Source organism: Flavobacterium sp. Root901 (assembly GCF_001429765.1).
Taxonomy (GTDB): Bacteria; Bacteroidota; Bacteroidia; order Flavobacteriales; family Flavobacteriaceae; genus Flavobacterium.
On the sequence record NZ_LMJB01000009.1, the window covers coordinates 412,029 to 431,798 of the forward strand.

Below are 19,770 nucleotides of genomic sequence, written 5' to 3' on the forward strand. Positions count from 1 at the left end.
TGCCACGAATTCCACAAATTCCCACAAATTAATTTTTAATAATCTATTCTAAGTAAAAAAATTAGCGGAATTTGTGCAATTCGTGGCAAACAAAAACAACAAAAATGAGCAAACTTATTATAGCAGCGGGAACCGGATTTTCAGGACAGGTTTTAGTCAGTCATTTCAAAAATAAATTTGAAGAAATTGTAATTCTGACCCGGGGAAAATCGCAGACAATTGACGGAACTAAACATGTAAACTGGAACGCCAAAACATTTTCCGGCTGGGAAAACGAATTAGAAAATGCCACCGTTCTAATAAACCTTGCCGGAAAATCTGTGGATTGCCGATATACCCAAAATAACAAACGAGAAATCTTATTGTCCAGAATTGAAAGCACAAAAATTTTAAATAAAGCGGTTTTAAATTGCAAAAATCCGCCGAAGCATTGGCTGAATTCTTCAACGGCAACTATCTACAGATTTTCATTAGACAAAGAAATGGATGAAGCTGATGGTGAAATTGGAAATGATTTTTCTATGAATGTTGCCCAATCGTGGGAAAAAGCCTTTTTTAAAACCGAAACGCCAAATACTTTAAAAACCGCTTTGCGAACTTCTATTGTATTAGGAAAAAATGGCGGAGCTTTTATTCCGTTAAAAACTTTGGCAAAAATTGGTTTTGGTGGAAAACAAGGAATAGGAAATCAGTTTGTAAGCTGGATTCACCAAGAAGATTTCGCTCGTGCAGTTGATTTTATTCTTGAAAAGGAATTGACTGGAAAAATAAATATTGTTTCTCCAAAACCGATTCAGAATGTTGATTTTATGAAGAAACTTCGAAAAGCGGTTGGTTTTCCGTTTGGAATTCCATTAAACAAAACACTTCTAGAAATTGGATCTTTTTTGATTCGAACTGAAACGGAATTGGTTTTGAAAAGCAGAAATGTTGTTCCGAAACGGCTTTTGGATAATGGGTTTGAGTTTAAGTTTGGGGATGTTGATGGGGCATTTGAGGATTTAGTGTAAAATCTTCAGTCCTGTTTCTGTCCTTCTGAGCGAAGTCGAAGAATACGAAAGAAACTCTACAAAGATTAGCAATTAGTTTATGGAGCTACTTGTGTGTTCTTCGACTTCGCTCAGAAAGACAAAAATGCAGAAATTTAATAAAATTTGAAACCGATTAAATAATGACCACCATTCAACTTACAACTAAAATAAAAGCTCCATTAAAAACTGTTTTTGATGCTTCAAGAAATATTGATGTTCACCAACAATCTGCCAGTAAATCAAAAGAAAAAGCAATTGACGGAATAACTTCCGGATTAATTAATTTAAATGAAACGGTAACCTGGCGCGGGAAACATTTTGGTTTTTATCTCAAACACAAAAGCAGAATTACAGCCATGACTTTTTACGATTATTTTGTAGATGAAATGCAAAAAGGAAATTTTAAATCTTTTAAACATGAACATTTTTTTGAGGAAGAAAATGGTTTTACAATTATGAGAGATAAATTACAGTATGAAACACCTTTCGGAATTTTTGGGAAATTATTTGATGTTTTGTTTTTGAAAAGGCATTTGATTCATTTTCTTTTGGAAAGAAATAAGATTTTAAAAGAGGTTTCGGAAAACGCTAACTAAGTTTTTCTCTCAATTTTTGCCATTTCGACGAAGGAGAAATCTCCGCGACAATATTCCTCAAAAATTGGAAATACTTTGCAGAGTTTCTTGCGGAGATTTCTCCTTCGTCGAAATGACAAGATTGCGTATTTTGGAATAAATCTTCTCGCTTTTCGGTTTGCGTGAGGGATAGGAGCCAGCTACCGAAGTAGCGCGGATAGCCCGACCGCGTTGCGATAAGCGGGCGAATAAGCGCAAAGTATTTTTGCCCGCTTATCGCAACGCGGTCACGCCCAACATATTATTCTCAAAAATAAATAACATCAGCCACCAAAAAACAGGTACTGCTTCTACAAAAAATGAAGTATAATATTTTGAGCGGTTGGGATTGGCAAAATATATAAATCCCATTAGTACCATAACCATGATCAGATTTATAACAAGATCATGAAAACTAAAGGATAATATCCCCACAATCCAAAACGGAATTAAAAGTAAAAATCCCAAAAGCTTTGTATTTTTAACGCCTATAGTTTGCGGAACGGTTTTTAAATGCGGATCATCATTGGCCAGATCAATTATTTCAAAAACCAAAATCAGGACAAAAACTAAAACAAAACGCTGAATGCTTCTTATAAAAAAGTCTGCTGTAAAAGGAACTTCGGCATTAATTAAAGGCAATATCAGAGTCGCTCCTACCCAGCAAAGTGTTACGATATAAATTTTTACTCCCGCCCAGTTTCGGGCATTTTTTCTGTTTGGAAAAAAAGGAAGCGTATAAAGTGCTGTTATTAAAAATATTCCAACCGAAACAATTTGGGTAATCCGCTTTAGATGGAAAAAATAATAGCCGACTAAAATCACCGAAATAAAACTCAAAACAGCGATAATTTTGAGCTGATTGCCAATTGGATTTTTCTTAACGCGAACCAACGCATCATATTTTACAAAATTATATCCTACAATTGTTCCAAAAAAAACAAACAAAGCCATTGTCTCATCATATTGAATATGAAAAAAATAAAATGTGATGTGTACCAAGGCATAACTCGATAAAGCCACGTGAATACTGCTGTTTATATAAAAATCGAATATTTGTTTTAAAAGTTTCATTCCTCAAATCTAATCAATTAGTAACAAATCAACTCTTTAGTTATAAAATTGATAAAAATTGAAGTTAAAAATACCCATTAAATTATTAATAATACTTAATTTTGCGCCACAAAAAAACAACACATTTACTTTTAAATGTGATTCGCTCCACAAATAAAGGGCAGATCACATTCATTTAAAAAATTAGATAGCTACAAATGAGAACAGATGCTTTTGCTTTAAGACACATTGGCCCAAGAGAAACCGATCTTCCACACATGTTGAAGACTATTGGAGTTGACTCGATTGAACAACTGGTTTATGAAACACTTCCAGATGATATTCGTCTAAAAGCACCTCTAAACTTAGATCCTGCGATGACAGAATACGAATTCGCAAATCACATTCAGGAGTTAGGAAAGAAAAACAAAGTATTCAAATCGTATATTGGTTTGGGTTATCATCCAACTATCGTTCCGGCTCCAATTCAAAGAAACATTTTTGAAAATCCGGGATGGTATACTGCTTACACACCTTATCAGGCAGAAATTGCACAAGGCCGTCTGGAAGCCATTTTAAATTTTCAGACAACTGTTATCGAATTAACTGGAATGGAAATCGCAAACGCTTCTTTATTAGATGAAGGAACTGCTGCTGCCGAGGCTATGGCGTTATTATTTGACGTTCGTACCCGCGATCAAAAGAAAAACAATACACACAAATTCTTCGTTTCTGAAGAAATTTTACCACAAACTTTATCGGTATTGCAAACACGTTCTACTCCCATCGGAATTGAATTGGTTATTGGAAACCACGAAAACTTTGATTTTTCAAATGAGTTTTTCGGAGCGATTTTACAATATCCTGGAAAATACGGTCAGGTAAACGATTACAGCGCTTTTGTTGCTAAAGCAAAAGAAAACGAAATCAAAGTGGCCTTTGCTGCCGATATTTTATCATTAGCAACTTTAACTTCTCCGGGAGAAATGGGAGCTGCGGTAGTAGTGGGAACAACACAGCGTTTTGGTGTACCAATGGGTTACGGCGGTCCTCACGCTGCATTTTTTGCTACTAAAGACGAATACAAACGTTCTATGCCGGGTCGTATCATTGGAGTTTCTATTGATGTAAATGGAAACCGCGCTTTACGTATGGCGTTAGGAACTCGCGAACAGCACATCAAACGTGAAAAAGCGACTTCTAATATTTGTACTGCTCAGGTTTTACTAGCAGTTATGGCCGGAATGTACGCGGTTTACCACGGACCAAAAGGTTTAAAATATATTGCAAACAAAGTTCATGCATCTGCAGTTACTACTGCTGAAGCTTTAAATAAATTAGGCGTTTACCAAACCAACACAGCTTACTTTGATACTATTTTAGTAAAAGCAGATGCTCAAAAAGTAAAAGCTGCAGCGGAGAAAAACGAAGTAAACTTCTTCTATCCTGATGCCGACAGCGTTTCGATTTCATTCAATGAAACGACTTCAATTGCCGACATCAACCAAATTATTGCCATTTTTGCTGAAGCTTTAGGAAAAGAAACTTTTACGGTTTCTGAATTAGCTACTGCAAGTCAATTACCGGCTTCATTAGAAAGAACGTCTTCTTTCTTAACACATGATGTTTTCAACAACCATCATTCAGAAAGTCAGTTAATGCGTTACATCAAAAAATTAGAACGTAAAGATTTATCGTTGAATCACTCGATGATTTCATTAGGTTCTTGTACGATGAAATTAAATGCGGCTTCTGAAATGCTTCCTTTATCAATGCCTAACTGGAACAGCATTCACCCGTTTGCACCAGTTGAGCAGGCAGAAGGTTATATTACAATGCTTAAAAAATTAGAGCAGCAATTAAATGTCATTACAGGTTTTGCCGGAACAACATTACAGCCAAACTCCGGAGCTCAGGGAGAATATGCTGGTTTAATGGCGATTCGTGCTTATCACCTTTCCAGAAATGAAGGTCACCGTAATGTATGTTTGATTCCTTCCTCTGCTCACGGAACAAATCCTGCTTCTGCAGCAATGGCCGGAATGAAAATAATCGTTACTAAAACAACTCCGGAAGGAAACATTGACGTAGAAGATTTAAGAGAAAAAGCAATTGAACACAAAGATGATTTATCTTGTTTAATGGTAACGTACCCTTCTACTCACGGAGTTTTCGAATCTTCTATTATTGAAATCACAAAATTAATCCACGATAACGGCGGATTAGTCTATATGGACGGTGCAAACATGAACGCGCAGGTTGGATTAACAAATCCGGCCACAATTGGTGCCGACGTTTGTCACTTGAACTTACACAAAACTTTCGCTATTCCTCATGGCGGCGGCGGACCTGGAGTTGGACCAATTTGTGTTAACGAAAAATTAGTTCCGTTCTTGCCAACCAACCCAATCTTAAATGTTGGTGGTGAGCAGGCAATTACAGCTATTTCATCTGCGCCTTACGGATCTGCTTTAGTTTGTTTAATCTCTTACGGTTACATCACAATGATGGGTGCTGAAGGATTAAAAAGCGCTACAGAACACGCGATTTTGAATGCGAACTATATGAAAGCACGTTTTGAAGGTCACTACCCAATTCTTTACACTGGAGAATGCGGAAGAGCGGCTCATGAAATGATTTTAGATTGTCGCGCATTTAAAGAAAACGGAATCGAAGTTGGTGATATTGCAAAACGTTTAATGGATTACGGTTTCCACGCTCCAACGGTTTCTTTCCCTGTTGCCGGAACTTTAATGATTGAACCAACTGAATCTGAAGATTTATCAGAATTAGATCGTTTTTGTGATGCGCTTATCTCGATCAGAAAAGAGATTGAAGCTGCAACTGCTGACGATAAAAACAACGTATTGAAAAATGCACCTCACACTTTAGCAATGTTAACTACAGACGCTTGGGATTTCCCTTACACAAGAGAAAAAGCAGCTTACCCTCTAGATTACATTGCTGAAAATAAATTCTGGCCATCTGTTCGTCGTGTAGATGATGCTTACGGTGACAGAAATTTAATTTGCAGCTGTGCTCCTATTGAAGCTTACATGGAAAACTAAAATTTAGTTTTTAAATTATATAAATACCCCGATCTGAAATATCAGAATCGGGGTATTTTTTTTATAAATCAAAATAAATCACAGTCTTTCTTAATAATGTTAGATCTATATCTCAAACGTTTGAAATCTCAGTTAAACGCAAAATTCATTAAAAAATATCCATTATTTAAAGGTTAAAAATTTCAATTTCACAATTATATGCGTGCATAGTATTTTTTATGATAGTTATCATGATTTTATTTATACTTTAGCAATAAATTTATCGGATAATTAAGGAATAATGAAAATAAAGATAATAGGTATAGGAAGTTACATTCCTACTAAAGAAGTAAGCAATACTGACTTTGACAAACATGTGTTCTTGAATGAAGACGGAACTCCTTTTGCTTACCCGAATGAAGTTGTTATAAAAAAATTCAAAGGTATTACCGGAATCGAAAACCGACGTTATGCAGAAGACCAATATACGGCATCTGATCTCGCTTTTTTTGCTGCAGAAAAAGCAATAGAAAATGCTGATATTGATAAAGAATCTTTAGACTATATTATTTTTGCTCATAATTTTGGTGACGTAAAAACAGGAACAAATCAAACTGATATTCTTCCGAGTCTGGCTACCCGGGTTAAAAATAAACTCGATATTAAAAACCCTAAATGTGTAGCTTACGATATTCTTTTTGGATGCCCGGGCTGGATTGAAGGAGTTTTGCAGGCCAATGCTTTTATTAAATCCGGAATGGCAAAAAGAGTTTTGGTAATTGGTGCCGAGACACTTTCCAGAGTTGTAGACGATCATGACCGTGATTCTATGATTTATTCTGACGGTGCCGGAGCTTCGATCTTAGAACTTTCTACCGATGAAGCTGGTTTACTTTCTTACGAAAGTGCCACTTTTGCCAATGACGAAGCTAATTTCCTTTTCTTCGGAAAATCATATAATCCAGATTTAGATCCTGATATTAAATACATTAAAATGTACGGTCGTAAAATTTACGAGTTTGCGTTAAGTCAGGTTCCGTGCGCAATGAAAAGCTGTTTGGATAAAAGCGGCATCGGCATAGATGAGGTAAAGAAAATCCTGATTCACCAGGCAAACGAAAAAATGGACGAAGCAATTGTAGAACGTTTCTACAAATTATACGACAAAACTGCACCGCACGATATTATGCCAATGAGTATTCATGATTTAGGAAACAGCAGTGTGGCTACTGTACCTACACTTTATGATTTGATACTTCAGGGAAAAATCGAAAATCATGAAATCAACAAAGGCGATGTTATTATTTTTGCTTCGGTTGGAGCCGGAATGAATGTTAACGCTTTTGTTTATCGATATTAACAAAGAGCTTTTATAAGAGAAGTTAATTCTCGCAAAGACGCGAAGCCGCAAAGTTTTTCTGTTTCACGCAGATTTTGCAGATTTAAACAGATTTTTTAATCTTTTTTAATCCTTTAATCTGTGGCAGATAAAAAAACTATGCGGCTTCGCGTCTTTGTGAGAAATGCATTCGAAGTAAAAAAAATGTAAAACAGCAGATAACTTTGTATATTTGCGCCTTTGCAGATAAAAAATAAAAAATGTACGAAAAAACATTTCCTAATAAGAGATTCAAACTAACCTTAGAGTTTCTACAAAAGCACGTTAGCACATCAGAAACTATTTTTGATTTTGGAGTACCAAATCCATTTTCTAAAATAATGGAAGAAAATGGCTATACCGTAAAAAATACAAAAGGCGAAGATTTAGACAACGATCAAACGGCGTTACAAACAGAACAATATACTGTTTTTACAGCATTTGAAATTTTCGAACATTTGCTAAATCCATATACCATTTTACAAAACGTAAAATGTGATAAATTGTTAATTTCAATTCCATTACGTTTATGGTTTTCTCCGGCATATCGTTCTAAAACAGATATGTGGGACAGACATTACCATGAATTCGAAGACTGGCAGCTGGACTGGCTTTTAGAAAAAACCGGCTGGAAAATAACAGATCGCCTGCAATTTACTCATCCGGTAAAAAAGTTTGGATTTAGACCCTTATTAAGATATTTTACTCCAAGATATTATATTGTCGCTGCTGAGAAAATAAAATAAAAATTCCAATATTTAAATTCCAAATTCCAATTTTAACCATATCGGTAAGATTGGAATTTGGAATTTTAAAAGATTGAGATTTATTCTTCAGAATTGAATTGGAATTAAAAAATTGGAATTAAAAATGAATTATTACATCATTATCCCTGCGCACAACGAGCAAGATCTTATCGGTCTGACTTTACAATCCTTGGTCTCTCAAACTGTTTTACCTTCTAAAATAGTTGTCGTAAACGATAACTCTACAGATAAAACGGAGGAAGTGGTGCTGGGTTTTGCAAAAGACAATCCTTATATTTCTGTTGTAAATAAAACTTCGGATGCTATTCATATGCCTGGAAGTAAAGTAATTCAGGCTTTTCAGAAAGGTTTTGAAACTTTAGATTCTGATTATGATATTATTGTAAAAATAGACGGCGATTTAATTTTTCCTCCTAATTATTTTGAAACGATTATCAAACATTTTGAATCGGATTCCAGAATTGGAATGGCGGGCGGATTTTGTTATATCGACAAAAACGGCGAATGGGTTTTAGAAAACCTGACGGACAAAGATCATATTCGCGGCGCTCTAAAAGCTTACAGAAAAGAAACCTACCAGCAAATTGGCGGTTTAAAACCTGCAATGGGCTGGGATACTGTAGATGAATTATTGTGTAAATATTACGATTGGAAAATAGTTACCGATGAATCTTTACATGTAAAACATCTAAAACCAACCGGCGCAAATTACAACAAAACAGCGCGTTATAAGCAAGGAGAAGCTTTTTACACTTTAGGTTACGGTTTTTGGATCACGTCGATAGCATCTGCAAAACTGGCAATGATGAAGAAAAAGCCTTTTCTCTTTTTTGATTATATAAAAGGATTTTTAAAAGCCAAAAAAGCTAAAACTCCTTTATTAGTTACCCCTGAACAAGCTAAATTTATTAGAAATTATCGTTTGCAGAAAATGAAACAAAAGTTAATTTGATTGGTAAAACACTCGAAAAACGGGAACTCATAACTCAAAACTCATAACTTCTTTTTACCTTAGCAAATATTTAAAACTTATGATGCTAGTTCGTTATTTATCCCAAATAGGAAGATATTTTTTAATGCTTAAAGAAATTTTCAATAAACAGACCAAATGGCCTGTTATGAAAAACTTGATTTTCAAGGAAATTGATGACTTAATAATCGATTCTCTTGGTATTGTCTGCTTTATATCTTTTTTTATTGGAGGAGTTGTTGCCATTCAAACGGCATTAAATTTAACTAATCCTTTAATTCCAAAATATTTAATTGGTTTTGCTACACGTCAGTCTGTAATTCTGGAGTTTGCCCCTACTTTTATTTCGGTTATTATGGCCGGAAAAATGGGATCTTACATTACTTCAAGTATTGGAACAATGCGTGTTACAGAACAAATTGATGCGCTGGAGGTTATGGGAGTTAATTCATTAAACTATCTTGTTTTCCCTAAAATTATTGCCCTTTTGATGTATCCTTTTGTAATAGGAATCAGTATGTTTTTAGGTATTTTTGGCGGATGGCTGGCTTGTGCTTATGGCGGATTTTCAACTAGTCAGGACTTTATCCAGGGAGCTCAAATGGAGTTTATTCCTTTTCATATTACTTACGCTTTTATCAAAACTTTAATCTTTGCCATGTTATTGGCTACGATTCCTTCTTTTCACGGTTATTATATGAAAGGCGGCGCATTAGAAGTTGGTAAAGCAAGTACGGTATCGTTTGTATGGACATCGGTTTGTATCATTCTTTTTAATTATATATTAACTCAATTATTATTAGGATAATGATAGAAGTAAAAAACATAGAAAAATCATTTGGTGACAGTAAAGTTTTAAAAGGTGTTTCGACAGTTTTTGAAACGGGAAAAACCAATTTGATTATCGGACAGAGTGGCTCTGGAAAAACGGTTTTATTAAAAACATTGTTAGGTATTCATACGCCTGACTCCGGAACTATTGAATTTGACGGGAGAATTTATTCTGAATTAGATCCGGATGAAAAAAGAGAATTAAGAACTGAAATAGGAATGGTTTTTCAGGGAAGTGCTTTATTCGATTCGATGACAGTTGCAGAAAACGTGGCTTTTCCGCTAAGAATGTTCACCAATAACAGCAAGGCACAAATTAAAGAACGTGTTGATTTTGTTCTAGAAAGAGTAAACTTAGTAGAAGCTCATAAAAAATTACCTTCTGAAATTTCCGGAGGTATGCAGAAACGTGTGGCGATTGCCCGTGCGATTGTAAATAATCCGAAATACTTGTTTTGTGATGAACCAAACTCCGGATTAGATCCAAATACTTCAACTTTGATTGATAACCTGATTCAGGAAATTACCAAAGAATATAATATTACAACCGTAATCAATACGCACGATATGAACTCTGTAATGGAGATTGGAGAAAATATTGTTTTCTTAAAAAAAGGTGTAAAAGCATGGCAGGGAACTAAAGAAGAAATATTTATTACTGATAATAAAGATATTGTCAAATTTGTTTACTCTTCAAACTTGTTTAAAAAAGTTCGTGAAGCTTATTTGAAAGGATAAAATTTAATAATTTCCAAATTCCAATTAAACGGAAAATCTCAATAAAAAAAATCCAAATTCCAATTTTACTAAGATTGGAATTTGGATTTTTTTTATTGGAATTTAAATCTTTAATGATTTCCCGGCAAAAGCTCAACCTCAGCATTTGGGTTAAAAAGATACAATTTGCCTGAGCTTATTTCAAGGCATTCAAAACGTTTCGTTCTTACAGCCAGTTTCTTAAATATTTTTCCGTTTTTAATTCGGAAAACACTTCCGTAGGGAATTTCAAAAACATAGTTTTTATCGTTCTCTTTGTCGTATTGTTTTAATGCTAAAGACAAAGTGGTATCTGTATCACTGCTCGCAGAAGGATTTTTAAAATGTCGTGCCAGCAAAGGCAAAATCTGAGCTGGAAATATTTCGGGCCTGATAAACGGAACCATCAAACGCTGAAAAGTATATTTCCACTCGTTTCCATGCGGTTTTATATTTCTTCCAAACTTTTCGAATGCAACTAAGTGTGCGATTTCATGAATTAATGTAATTAAAAACCTGTATTTATTTAAACTTGCATTAACTGTAATTTCATGCTTTCCACTCAGTCCTCTCCTGTAATCGCCATGACGCGTCTGGCGCTCATTTACGATCTTGAGATGAACCTGATTGGCTACAATCAAATCAAAAATAGGCTTTACAGCATGTTCCGGAATATATTTTGCTAAAGTGTCGCTCAAAATAATTATGAATTATAAAGTATGAGTTATGAGTTTTACTAACTATATCTTTTTCTTTGATGTTATAATTATACTTTTTATGATTTTTAAAACTTCATTACATTGTTGGAGTAAGGATTCAAATTCATTTTCTGAAATATAATTCGTTGCGTTTAAAATTTCCAGCTAATACATTGATTCATCGCATTCTTTCTGAGAAATGGATAGTTTATGAATAAAATCAGCCTTGCTCTGCGCATTTATCGCTCCGCGAACATTTGCACCAACTGAAGTTACAGAATGTAAAAACTGTTTACTCATTATGAATTCTTTCTTTTCAAAAATCAACCATTTATAAAAATTAACCCCTCTTATAGCTAACTCAAACCTTTTAAGCTTAACAATACTCTCACTCATAATCAAAACTCATAACTAATTACGGATTAGTAGAAGAAACCTCCAAAACTTTTCCGTTAAAATACTTATTTCCGTTAAGAGTAAAATCATAAATATACGCTGCCATTCCTTCTGCAGAAATTGGAGCCTGATAACCCGGGAAAGCTTCATTCAGCATTTCTGTCTGAACAGAACCTAAAGCTAAAACATTAAAAGAAATTCCTTGTTCTTTATATTCTTCTGCTAATAATTCGGTTAACGTAATTATTGCGCCTTTGCTTGAACTGTACGCTGCTAATCCGGCAAATTTTAAACTTCCTCTTACGCCTCCTATTGAGCTTATGGTTACAACGTGGCTTCCTTTTTGCAAATAAGGCAGGCAGATTCTGGTAAGATTTGCCACAGCAAAAACATTCACTTTATAAATACTTTCAAAATCTGCCTGCGTGGTTTCTGCGAAAGGCTTTAAAAGCAAAGCTCCTGCATTATGAACTACGGCATCAACTTTTTTCCATGTTGAAGAAAGAAAATTTGCTGCTTCCTGTAAAGCAGTTTCATCTGCTAAATCAATTGATAAGCACGTAACATTTTGATGTTCTAAAAGTGTTTTTGGAATTTTTCTTGAAATCGCCAAAACCTGATTTCCGGCATTTGCAAACTTCAATGCCAATTCATAACCAATTCCTCTGCTCGTTCCGGTAACAATAATATTTTTCATGTAGCAAAAATAAGCAAAACCAAAATAACGAACTGTTATTTGTTCATTACAATTTCTTCAGTTGGCGTTGTTGCAATTTTAGTTACCGCTGGCAAAAATTCCTGAATAAAAGAAGTCATATGCGGAATATCCATTACTTTAAATTCGTCTGAAACATGGTGATAATAATCGAAATTCTCAAAATCGAAAGTACTTATGGATTGACATGGTTTTCCAAAAGCTTCAAAAAACGAATAATTGTCAGATCTGTAAAACAATTTGTATTCTGCTTCTTTTGGTAAAAATCCGATAGTCTTTTTTCCTGTGTATTCATTTATTTTTTCTGCCATGTTTGATTTGTCAAAACCTGTAACATAGGCCAAATAGTCACGTTTCATAGGAACGCCAATCATTTCGATGTTTAACTGAGTATATAAATTGAAGTTTTTTGCCTTTAGTTTTGGCGCCATACTTTTTGATCCCAAAAGACCTTTTTCTTCTCCGGCAAAAAACACAAAAAGAATACTTCTTTTATTCGATTTTGATTTACTGAAATATTTAGCCATTTGTGCCACAGCAGTTACTCCCGAAGCATCATCATTTGCTCCATTATAAATTTGATCCGGCTGCTGCTTTTTTTCAATTCCGATATGATCATAATGTGCACTCAACACCACATATTCATTTTTAAGAACAGGATCTGTTCCTTCTAAAACTCCAACAATATTAAAAGCCGGAGATTTAAAATTCGTCAAAGTATCTCGATATGTTGCGAAATAAGGTTTTACATTATTCTTTTTTAAAAAATCTTCTAAGAAAACGGCGGCTTTTTCAATTCCCTGTGTTCCTGTTTCACGACCTTGCAATTCATCTGAAGAAAGATATTTTAAGAAATCTGAAACATCAGATTGTTCAACTTTATAAACGATTTCAGCAGGTTTTGAATCTGATGTTGTTTTGCTGGTTGTCTGATTCGATTTGCAGGCAAGCAAAACCAAAGGAAGAAGAAAATATAGTTTTTTCATAAATAGAAAATTGATTGATTTTAGAATTAAATTTCTAAAACCGCAGATTTAAAATATTTTTTATACACTTTAAATACCTGTAAACTTCCGAGAACAATAAAAAAAGCCGGGATAAAAACAGGCATTATATACTTTGAAAATGGATTTGTTTTTTGAACAAAAGCCTGTAGAATTACTATCAGACTAAACATTCCAAAAAAAACACCTGTCAAAGTTCCTGCAATATAATAATATTTTAACTTTCTTTCTATTGTAATATACTTTCCGTTAAGTAAATATAAATTCCAGCTTGCCCAGAAAGGAAGCTGCAAAAAATTAAAACAGTTTAAAACAATCCCAATTATAAATGGCGGGTAAATTAAATAATTGCGTAAAGCATTATCTGATTTTAACGTTTGATTAAAACTGAAATAAAAAACAAAGGCCAGAACAAACATAAAACCTACTGCAAAAAAATCAATCAGCTTCATTAATTTTTTATTGTTTATGAGTTGTCCGGCAAAAAGAAGGGTGAAATAAATAACAAAAACTTCTACTAAAACAACTCCGAATAAAAAGAAAACTAAATCGTAAAGCCCAGATTTGGTATAAATTTCCAATCCGAAAAGGTTTAAATATCCTAAAGGGACTGAGCCTAAAAAGCTTACTGCAAACCCAACTCCGATATTTTTTAACCCTTTCATTTAAAAATTCATTATTTTACTGTTTTGCACCAAATGCAATTTGTATTCACGCATTCCGGTTTTGTAGTCTAAATATGGAACTCCCATTTTATGATTTTCAACACTTATTTCGTACATGTAAGTAATGTGGCGCGCCAATTCTTTCCAGGCAAACCAAAGCGAATGTTTAGGGTCGTAAATATGTGTAGGCTCGCTTGCTGCGCCATTAAGCTCTACAATTTGAAAGTTTTCTCCCCTTTCTAATTCTTCAAAAGTGTTGTACATAATATCAAATCTTCCGAAATAAAATCCCTGAATCTGAAGCGCGATCTCATCAATTGTTTTTGTCAATTTCGGCGTTATCCAATCGCTTCCGTCAAGAAATTTTGCTCCTCGGGCATGATTGCCAAACGGCACTAAATTGAAAGATTCATCCTTCTTCAAAATTTGCTGGAGATGTTCTCCATATTCTGCTTTTAAAACATTCAGCTGGAGCGCAAATCTTGGATTTTGTTTGATTAAATCTTCAATCGTTGATTTCCCATCTCCTGTTACAATTAAAAATTCTTTAGAAACAATGCCGGTAATTTTTCCATTTTTTTGAAGCGGTTTGCGCACATAAAAAATACCTACTTCCTTTTCCAGCGGAATAAGCTCTTGCAATAAAAAATCAAAATTTGCTTTGCCTGCATACTCTGTGAGTTCAGAAACAGTTTTGATTTTTTTGACACCGGACCCACGCAGACCAATATCTGGTTTGGCAATTAAAGGAAAATAAATCTGCTTTTCGACCAGCAGATTAACGATGTCTTTTAAATCAGAATTCTCCCTGATCAAAATCGTTTTTGGATAATGTTTTTTGGGCAGTAAATCGTAAATCTGTTTTTTACTTTCCATAATAAAACCTCCATTTTTAATTTTAGGATTCGAGGCATTAAAGAAAAAAACAGATTTTGCCTTGACAGCATAATAAGCCCAGATAAAATAAATTGGAAAATATAAAACCTGAAATGGCCAATATTCCCAATTGGTAATTTTGTAAAAAAATAGTTTCATAGGTATACATTTAAATTCGAATAAATGAGGACGCAAAATCTTCTGTTTTAACCAGATCATGATATTTCATTGTGCCTTTATTTTGCTCTGTTACTACTTGCGTTACGCTCAGTGTTTTCATTATATTTTCTCTATTAATGACTAAACCGTTTTGAGCATCATCACTATGAGTATTTTTATGAAAATCGAGCATATCCTGTGCTGAGATTTCCTTTTTATCTTTCAAAAAATCAAAAAACCATTTAGACCTTTCTTTCCTGATTTCTTCCGGATATAACGTAACCGATGACCAAATGTAATTTTGAGTTTCATCTAACTTTGTTATTTTTTTATTGAAACCATCCCAGATTAATTCGTATAGAACTTTTTCCTGATACAAAACCAGCGTAAAAGGTTCTATATTATCGAGATCAATTTGTTTCCAGAAATCCTTTGGCGAATCATTTTCCATAAGGTCCAAAACAATTAATCCACGGCTTTTACGATACGGCAATAAAGGACTGTGCTTTGTAATTCCTCCATTTAATAAAACTAAAACAGTTCCGTTTTCATCCAGTGCAAACCAGGTTCCGCCTGCTTTTGAATCTTTTGGATACATAATTTTTTTTCCGTTATACCTGTAATTTCTTGGCACAATGGCCCCGGGACGAATAATTTTTTCGTCCCGGTTTGAAGTAATAATCGCAGCTCCTTTATTATTTACAAAACTTACTGTACACATTGTTTTCTATATTCGATGGTGGAGCGCGCCACACCAAAATTATCATCTATTGAAATGTTCTCAAATTGCAGCACGGCAACTTTTATTAAAGCCTGATGATGTACGCAGTGTTCCAGATTATAAAGCAATTCTCTGTAGTAGTTACTTTGAATCCGCATGGTAAGTCCGTCAATATATTGTTCAAGGAACATTATTTTATTTTCGGTCTGTAATCCTGTTTTAATTTCAGAAATACATTGTTTTGCAAATTCAGTTTCGGTTTGAATTCTTTTATTTCTTTGTCTGTTATCATAATTTAAAACTCCTGAATCGTAACCATTTTGCAGACATTGAAACATCTCCAGAATATGTCTGGTATGTTCTCCAATGGTAGCATTACTTAAAGATTCACAGGATTTTGAATAATCCTTATCTGATAGTTGATCCAGTAAACCGGTTAACTCATCTAAACTGTGGCGTATTGATTTTAGCAGCATAACATTTTACTTTAAAAGATTAAACAATTTGTTTTTATTGAAATAAAGTAATCCTAAACAACATGATAAAGTAATGACAGCCAAAGCAAAAAGTAATCCGCCGTCATTTTTAACCACTATACCCAAAACAAATAAGTGAGATAGAATGGCACCAATCATAATTCCAGCTGCAGCAATGGCTCCAATCCAGGTTGTTCTGGGTATCAGAATTAAAATTGCAGCAATTAGTTCGGCAATTGCAGAACCAATTCTTCCATAAGGCTCTGCGCCTAAGGCAGAGAAAATATAAACACTTTCTTCTGAACCGCTGAATTTAAAAAATAAGGTTTGCAATAAAATTACTGAAGCTGTTATTCTTAAAATCCAGATTAAAATTTCTTTTTTCATGGTTTCAGCTTATTTATAAATTTTTTTCCAGTTAGTATCAGCCTGACTTTTTAAGTTATTCTCGTCTTTGTTCCAGCTTTTCAAGGTATTATTAAAATAAGCATTGTAAAATAAATATAGCTTGCCGTCTGTAATTTTAAATGTTTCGGGGTTTATTTCAACTTTTTCACCCGCGCTTCCCATTGCATAAGCACACCACCCGCCATACTGAGGTTCATATTTTAATGGATTTTTTAGAAAAGCATTTTTATTTTCTGCTGAAGAAAAAAGATAAACTACTCCCTGATAGGAAACCGAAATTTCTTTTTTCCCTTTTACTGCTTTTCCCTGATTAAAATATCCAACAGGATCATAACCCTGAATTGCTGTTTTATTTTCTAAATTATACTGGTTAACTCTTTTTGCTTCATTTTGAGCAAATGAACTCACCGAAACTAAAATCAATAATACTACTACTAGCTTTTTCATCTTTATTTATTTAAAGTTTTTAATACTGACATCAATAATTCTTTAGAAATACGCTGTTTAAAATCTGGTGAGATATATTCAAAAAGTATATCGGCCTGAGTATTCACAACAAAAACAGAAGGAACTGGCAGTAAGCTGGTATTGATTCCATTAGAATGTACGTTAATTATTTCCTTGTAGTTTTCAGGAGCCTGATAATAAATTCCTACAGCTTTTATCAATTCTCCTTTTGAATCAGAAAGTAAGGTGTATTTTACTTTGTCTTTGTCTTTTGTTATTTTTAAATTTTCAGGTGAGTCCGGACTTATCGCAATTATTTGGTAACCCAAATCGATAATTTCTTTTTCGGCTTCAGCCAATGCCTGTAAATGCATATTGCAATACGGACACCAGCCGCCGCGATAAAAAACCAGAACCGTTTTTTTCTTTTTAAGTAATTCCAAAACATTTACATCTGTGTTTTCGGATGTTTTTAAAACCGCATTTGGAATTTTTTCTCCTATTAGTAAAGGCGAAATATCAGTTGCAGATACAGGAACTGCATTTTGTGAATAAACAGCCGAAGTCAGGGCTGTCAGAAAAATTAAAAGTATTTTTTTCATAGTCTGTCGTTTTACATCTTTTTGATGATGTAAAATTATTGTACTATGAAAAAACAAAATGTCGGCTAATTTACACTTCGCCTAAAATAATTATAATTTGGTGATATCGGGAATGATAATCTCTTTTCTGTTATAACTTAACAGCTGGCTGGTTTCCATTTCATTCAGTAATTGTGTAGCTGTCTGTCTGGAAGTACAGATAATTTGGGCAATATCATTTTGAGTTAAATAATTTTCAATTGCTACAGAATTTCCATTTCTCACGCCTTCCTGTTCTGCCCAGTCTTTAAGAAACTGATACAATCTGGTCTTGGCATCTTTAGAAATTAAATTGGCGTAACTATTTTTGACACGCTTCATTTTTAAGCCGACAAATTTTGTGTACGAAATAGCCAAAGTTGGGTTTCGCAATAATAAATCTTCAAAATCAGACATTAAAAAACTACAGATTACAACATCATCAGAAAGCACTTTTGCATATTCTTCGACCTTGTTATCGGTTTCTAAAGTGAGTTCGCCAAATAAATCTCCTTTTTGAATAATGTCTTTAATAGTTTCATTACCATCATCATCAATGGCAACAATTTTTATATTTCCTTTTTTAAGTAAAAAAATACGAGGAACATCTGAAGAAGAAAAATAAATAATTTCTCCTTTTGATGCTTTTTTAAAACCGGTAATTATGCATAATTGTTTAATTTGTGAATAGCTCAGCGTTCTAAACAATTTGTGATCCCGCAGGTACCAATATTTTAAATCTTCGTACATAAAATAAATTTTCCTGATGTAAATGTAGCAATTTTAACATCTAAACAAAAAACCCTTTCAAAGCAAAAAGCCTGAAAGGGTTTTAAATATATTTCCGTTAAAATTATCCGGCGATAACGGCTCTTGAAATTACAATTTTCTGAATCTCAGATGTTCCTTCATAAATCTGAGTAATTTTTGCATCACGCATTAAACGCTCTACGTGGTATTCTTTTACATAACCATTTCCTCCGTGAATCTGAACAGCTTCTACCGCAGTATCCATTGCCACCTGCGAAGCAAATAATTTTGCCATTGCGCCGCTCACGTCATAATTTTTATGCTGGTCTTTATCCCACGCTGCTTTCATGCATAAATGGCGTGCCGCTTCGATATTAACAGCCATATCTGCCAGTTTAAAAGCAATTGCCTGATGGTTGCAGATTTCTGTTCCAAAAGCTTTACGTTCTTTAGAATATTTTAAAGCCAGTTCATAAGCTCCGGCAGCAATTCCTAAAGCCTGAGATGCAATCCCAATTCTGCCTCCGGCAAGAGTTTTCATAGCAAATTTAAATCCGAAACCATCTTCTCCAATTCTGTTTTCTTTTGGAACTTTAACATCCGTAAACATCAACGAATGTGTATCAGAACCTCGAATTCCCATTTTTTGTTCTTTTGGACCCACTTCAAAACCTGGCATATCTTTCGTCATAATCAACGCATTGATTCCTTTGTGTTTTAATTCAGGATGCGTTTGTGCAATTACTAAATATACAGAGGCCGTGTTTCCGTTTGTAATCCAGTTTTTAGTTCCGTTTACCAAATAGTGATCGCCCATATCAATCGCAGTTGTTTTTTGAGATGTTGCATCACTTCCTGCTTCCGGTTCACTCAAACAAAATGCTCCGTGAATTTGTCCGGAGGCTAAGCCTGGTAAATATTTTTGTTTTTGTTCTTCAGTTCCATATTCCTGTAATCCCCAGCAAACCAATGAATTGTTTACCGACATTACTACAGAAGCTGAAGCATCAATTTTTGAGATTTCTTCCATTGCAATAACATACGAAACAGCGTCAAGCCCGCTTCCTCCGTATTTTGGATCTACCATCATTCCCATGAATCCCAGTTCACCCATTTTTTTAACTTGTTCAGCTGGAAAAATTTGTTTTTCATCGCGCTCAATAACTCCCGGCAATAATTCATTTTGAGCAAAATCCCTTGCAGCTTGCTGAATCATTAAATGTTCTTCGGTAAGATTAAAATCCATAGTTTTTTATTTTATTGTTTTTCTAAACTAAATTAAAATTCAGTTTTGGTGGTTTTATTTTTTGTTTTTGCTGAATTGCCAGTTTAATGAAAAGGCTTCCAAAGATAATTTTTAAATGCGGATTTTACAATGCATGCATATA

At 34.1% G+C, this 19,770-nt stretch carries 22 protein-coding genes; 8 read left to right on the top strand and 14 right to left on the bottom strand.

The window, feature by feature from the left end; genetic code table 11:
- The first annotated feature begins 104 nt into the window (after positions 1-104).
- Both ASE21_RS19300 and ASE21_RS19305 read left to right on the top strand, forming a co-directional pair.
- Positions 105-1,010 carry a TIGR01777 family oxidoreductase gene (locus tag ASE21_RS19300; protein ID WP_057124323.1) on the top strand — a complete coding sequence of 302 codons (906 nt, stop codon included), beginning with the start codon at positions 105-107 and terminating at the stop codon, positions 1,008-1,010.
- 161 nt (positions 1,011-1,171) lie between these two features.
- Complete coding sequence (locus tag ASE21_RS19305; protein ID WP_057124324.1) at positions 1,172-1,627, top strand: SRPBCC family protein; 456 nt, start codon at positions 1,172-1,174, stop codon at positions 1,625-1,627.
- A 252-nt stretch (positions 1,628-1,879) separates the two neighbouring features.
- Here the strand turns inward: ASE21_RS19305 and ASE21_RS19310 are convergent, their stop codons facing one another.
- A complete protein-coding gene (locus ASE21_RS19310; protein WP_057124325.1) occupies positions 1,880-2,719 on the bottom strand; it encodes a hypothetical protein in 840 nt (279 codons plus the stop codon).
- A 197-nt stretch (positions 2,720-2,916) separates the two neighbouring features.
- Here ASE21_RS19310 and gcvP point away from each other — a divergent pair, with 197 nt between their 5' ends.
- The 6 genes from gcvP (at position 2,917) to ASE21_RS19340 (ending at position 10,429) form a co-directional block, all read left to right on the top strand.
- Positions 2,917-5,766, top strand: coding sequence for an aminomethyl-transferring glycine dehydrogenase (gene gcvP, locus ASE21_RS19315; RefSeq protein ID WP_057124326.1), 2,850 nt, complete (start codon positions 2,917-2,919; stop codon positions 5,764-5,766).
- Positions 5,767-6,046: 280 nt separating this feature from the next.
- Positions 6,047-7,105 carry a 3-oxoacyl-ACP synthase III family protein gene (locus ASE21_RS19320; protein WP_057124327.1) on the top strand — a complete coding sequence of 353 codons (1,059 nt, stop codon included), beginning with the start codon at positions 6,047-6,049 and terminating at the stop codon, positions 7,103-7,105.
- Between the two features lie 239 nt (positions 7,106-7,344).
- Positions 7,345-7,869 (top strand): methyltransferase, encoded by a 525-nt coding sequence (locus ASE21_RS19325; protein ID WP_057124328.1) that lies wholly within the window; start codon positions 7,345-7,347, stop codon positions 7,867-7,869.
- Positions 7,870-7,993: 124 nt separating this feature from the next.
- Positions 7,994-8,842 carry a glycosyltransferase gene (locus ASE21_RS19330; RefSeq protein WP_057124329.1) on the top strand — a complete coding sequence of 283 codons (849 nt, stop codon included), beginning with the start codon at positions 7,994-7,996 and terminating at the stop codon, positions 8,840-8,842.
- Between the two features lie 79 nt (positions 8,843-8,921).
- Complete coding sequence (locus tag ASE21_RS19335; RefSeq protein ID WP_057124330.1) at positions 8,922-9,668, top strand: MlaE family ABC transporter permease; 747 nt, start codon at positions 8,922-8,924, stop codon at positions 9,666-9,668.
- Positions 9,668-10,429, top strand: coding sequence for an ABC transporter ATP-binding protein (locus tag ASE21_RS19340; protein WP_057124331.1), 762 nt, complete (start codon positions 9,668-9,670; stop codon positions 10,427-10,429). Before ASE21_RS19335 ends, ASE21_RS19340 begins: the two co-directional genes overlap by 1 nt.
- 110 nt (positions 10,430-10,539) lie before the next feature.
- Here the strand turns inward: ASE21_RS19340 and ASE21_RS19345 are convergent, their stop codons facing one another.
- The 13 genes from ASE21_RS19345 to ASE21_RS19405 form a co-directional block, all read right to left on the bottom strand.
- Positions 10,540-11,145, bottom strand: a complete 606-nt coding sequence (locus ASE21_RS19345) for a SprT-like domain-containing protein (protein ID WP_057124332.1) — start codon at positions 11,143-11,145, stop codon at positions 10,540-10,542.
- Between the two features lie 165 nt (positions 11,146-11,310).
- A complete protein-coding gene (locus ASE21_RS19350; protein ID WP_317039166.1) occupies positions 11,311-11,541 on the bottom strand; it encodes a four helix bundle protein in 231 nt (76 codons plus the stop codon).
- 19 nt (positions 11,542-11,560) lie between these two features.
- Complete coding sequence (locus tag ASE21_RS19355; protein WP_057124333.1) at positions 11,561-12,238, bottom strand: SDR family NAD(P)-dependent oxidoreductase; 678 nt, start codon at positions 12,236-12,238, stop codon at positions 11,561-11,563.
- A gap of 35 nt (positions 12,239-12,273) precedes the next feature.
- Positions 12,274-13,242 (bottom strand): M20/M25/M40 family metallo-hydrolase, encoded by a 969-nt coding sequence (locus tag ASE21_RS19360; protein ID WP_057124334.1) that lies wholly within the window; start codon positions 13,240-13,242, stop codon positions 12,274-12,276.
- A 26-nt stretch (positions 13,243-13,268) separates the two neighbouring features.
- Positions 13,269-13,925 (bottom strand): hypothetical protein, encoded by a 657-nt coding sequence (locus tag ASE21_RS19365; protein WP_057124335.1) that lies wholly within the window; start codon positions 13,923-13,925, stop codon positions 13,269-13,271.
- Positions 13,926-14,960 (bottom strand): hypothetical protein, encoded by a 1,035-nt coding sequence (locus tag ASE21_RS19370; RefSeq protein WP_057124336.1) that lies wholly within the window; start codon positions 14,958-14,960, stop codon positions 13,926-13,928. It abuts the gene before it with no gap.
- A 10-nt stretch (positions 14,961-14,970) separates the two neighbouring features.
- The gene (locus ASE21_RS19375) at positions 14,971-15,681 is read right to left on the bottom strand and encodes an NRDE family protein (RefSeq protein WP_057124337.1); all 711 of its coding nucleotides are present in this window, start codon (positions 15,679-15,681) and stop codon (positions 14,971-14,973) included.
- Positions 15,669-16,157, bottom strand: coding sequence for a hypothetical protein (locus tag ASE21_RS19380; protein ID WP_057124338.1), 489 nt, complete (start codon positions 16,155-16,157; stop codon positions 15,669-15,671). Before ASE21_RS19380 ends, ASE21_RS19375 begins: the two co-directional genes overlap by 13 nt.
- A 6-nt stretch (positions 16,158-16,163) precedes the next feature.
- Positions 16,164-16,544 carry a DoxX family membrane protein gene (locus tag ASE21_RS19385; protein ID WP_057124339.1) on the bottom strand — a complete coding sequence of 127 codons (381 nt, stop codon included), beginning with the start codon at positions 16,542-16,544 and terminating at the stop codon, positions 16,164-16,166.
- Positions 16,545-16,553: 9 nt separating this feature from the next.
- Positions 16,554-17,012: a YHS domain-containing (seleno)protein gene (locus ASE21_RS19390; protein WP_057124340.1), complete on the bottom strand. Its 459-nt coding sequence runs from the start codon at positions 17,010-17,012 to the stop codon at positions 16,554-16,556.
- Between the two features lie 2 nt (positions 17,013-17,014).
- Complete coding sequence (locus ASE21_RS19395) at positions 17,015-17,614, bottom strand: peroxiredoxin-like family protein (RefSeq protein WP_057124341.1); 600 nt, start codon at positions 17,612-17,614, stop codon at positions 17,015-17,017.
- Positions 17,615-17,704: 90 nt separating this feature from the next.
- Positions 17,705-18,382 (bottom strand): Crp/Fnr family transcriptional regulator, encoded by a 678-nt coding sequence (locus tag ASE21_RS19400; protein WP_057124342.1) that lies wholly within the window; start codon positions 18,380-18,382, stop codon positions 17,705-17,707.
- 103 nt (positions 18,383-18,485) lie between these two features.
- Positions 18,486-19,628 carry an acyl-CoA dehydrogenase family protein gene (locus tag ASE21_RS19405; protein WP_057124343.1) on the bottom strand — a complete coding sequence of 381 codons (1,143 nt, stop codon included), beginning with the start codon at positions 19,626-19,628 and terminating at the stop codon, positions 18,486-18,488.
- Positions 19,629-19,770: the final 142 nt, after the last annotated feature.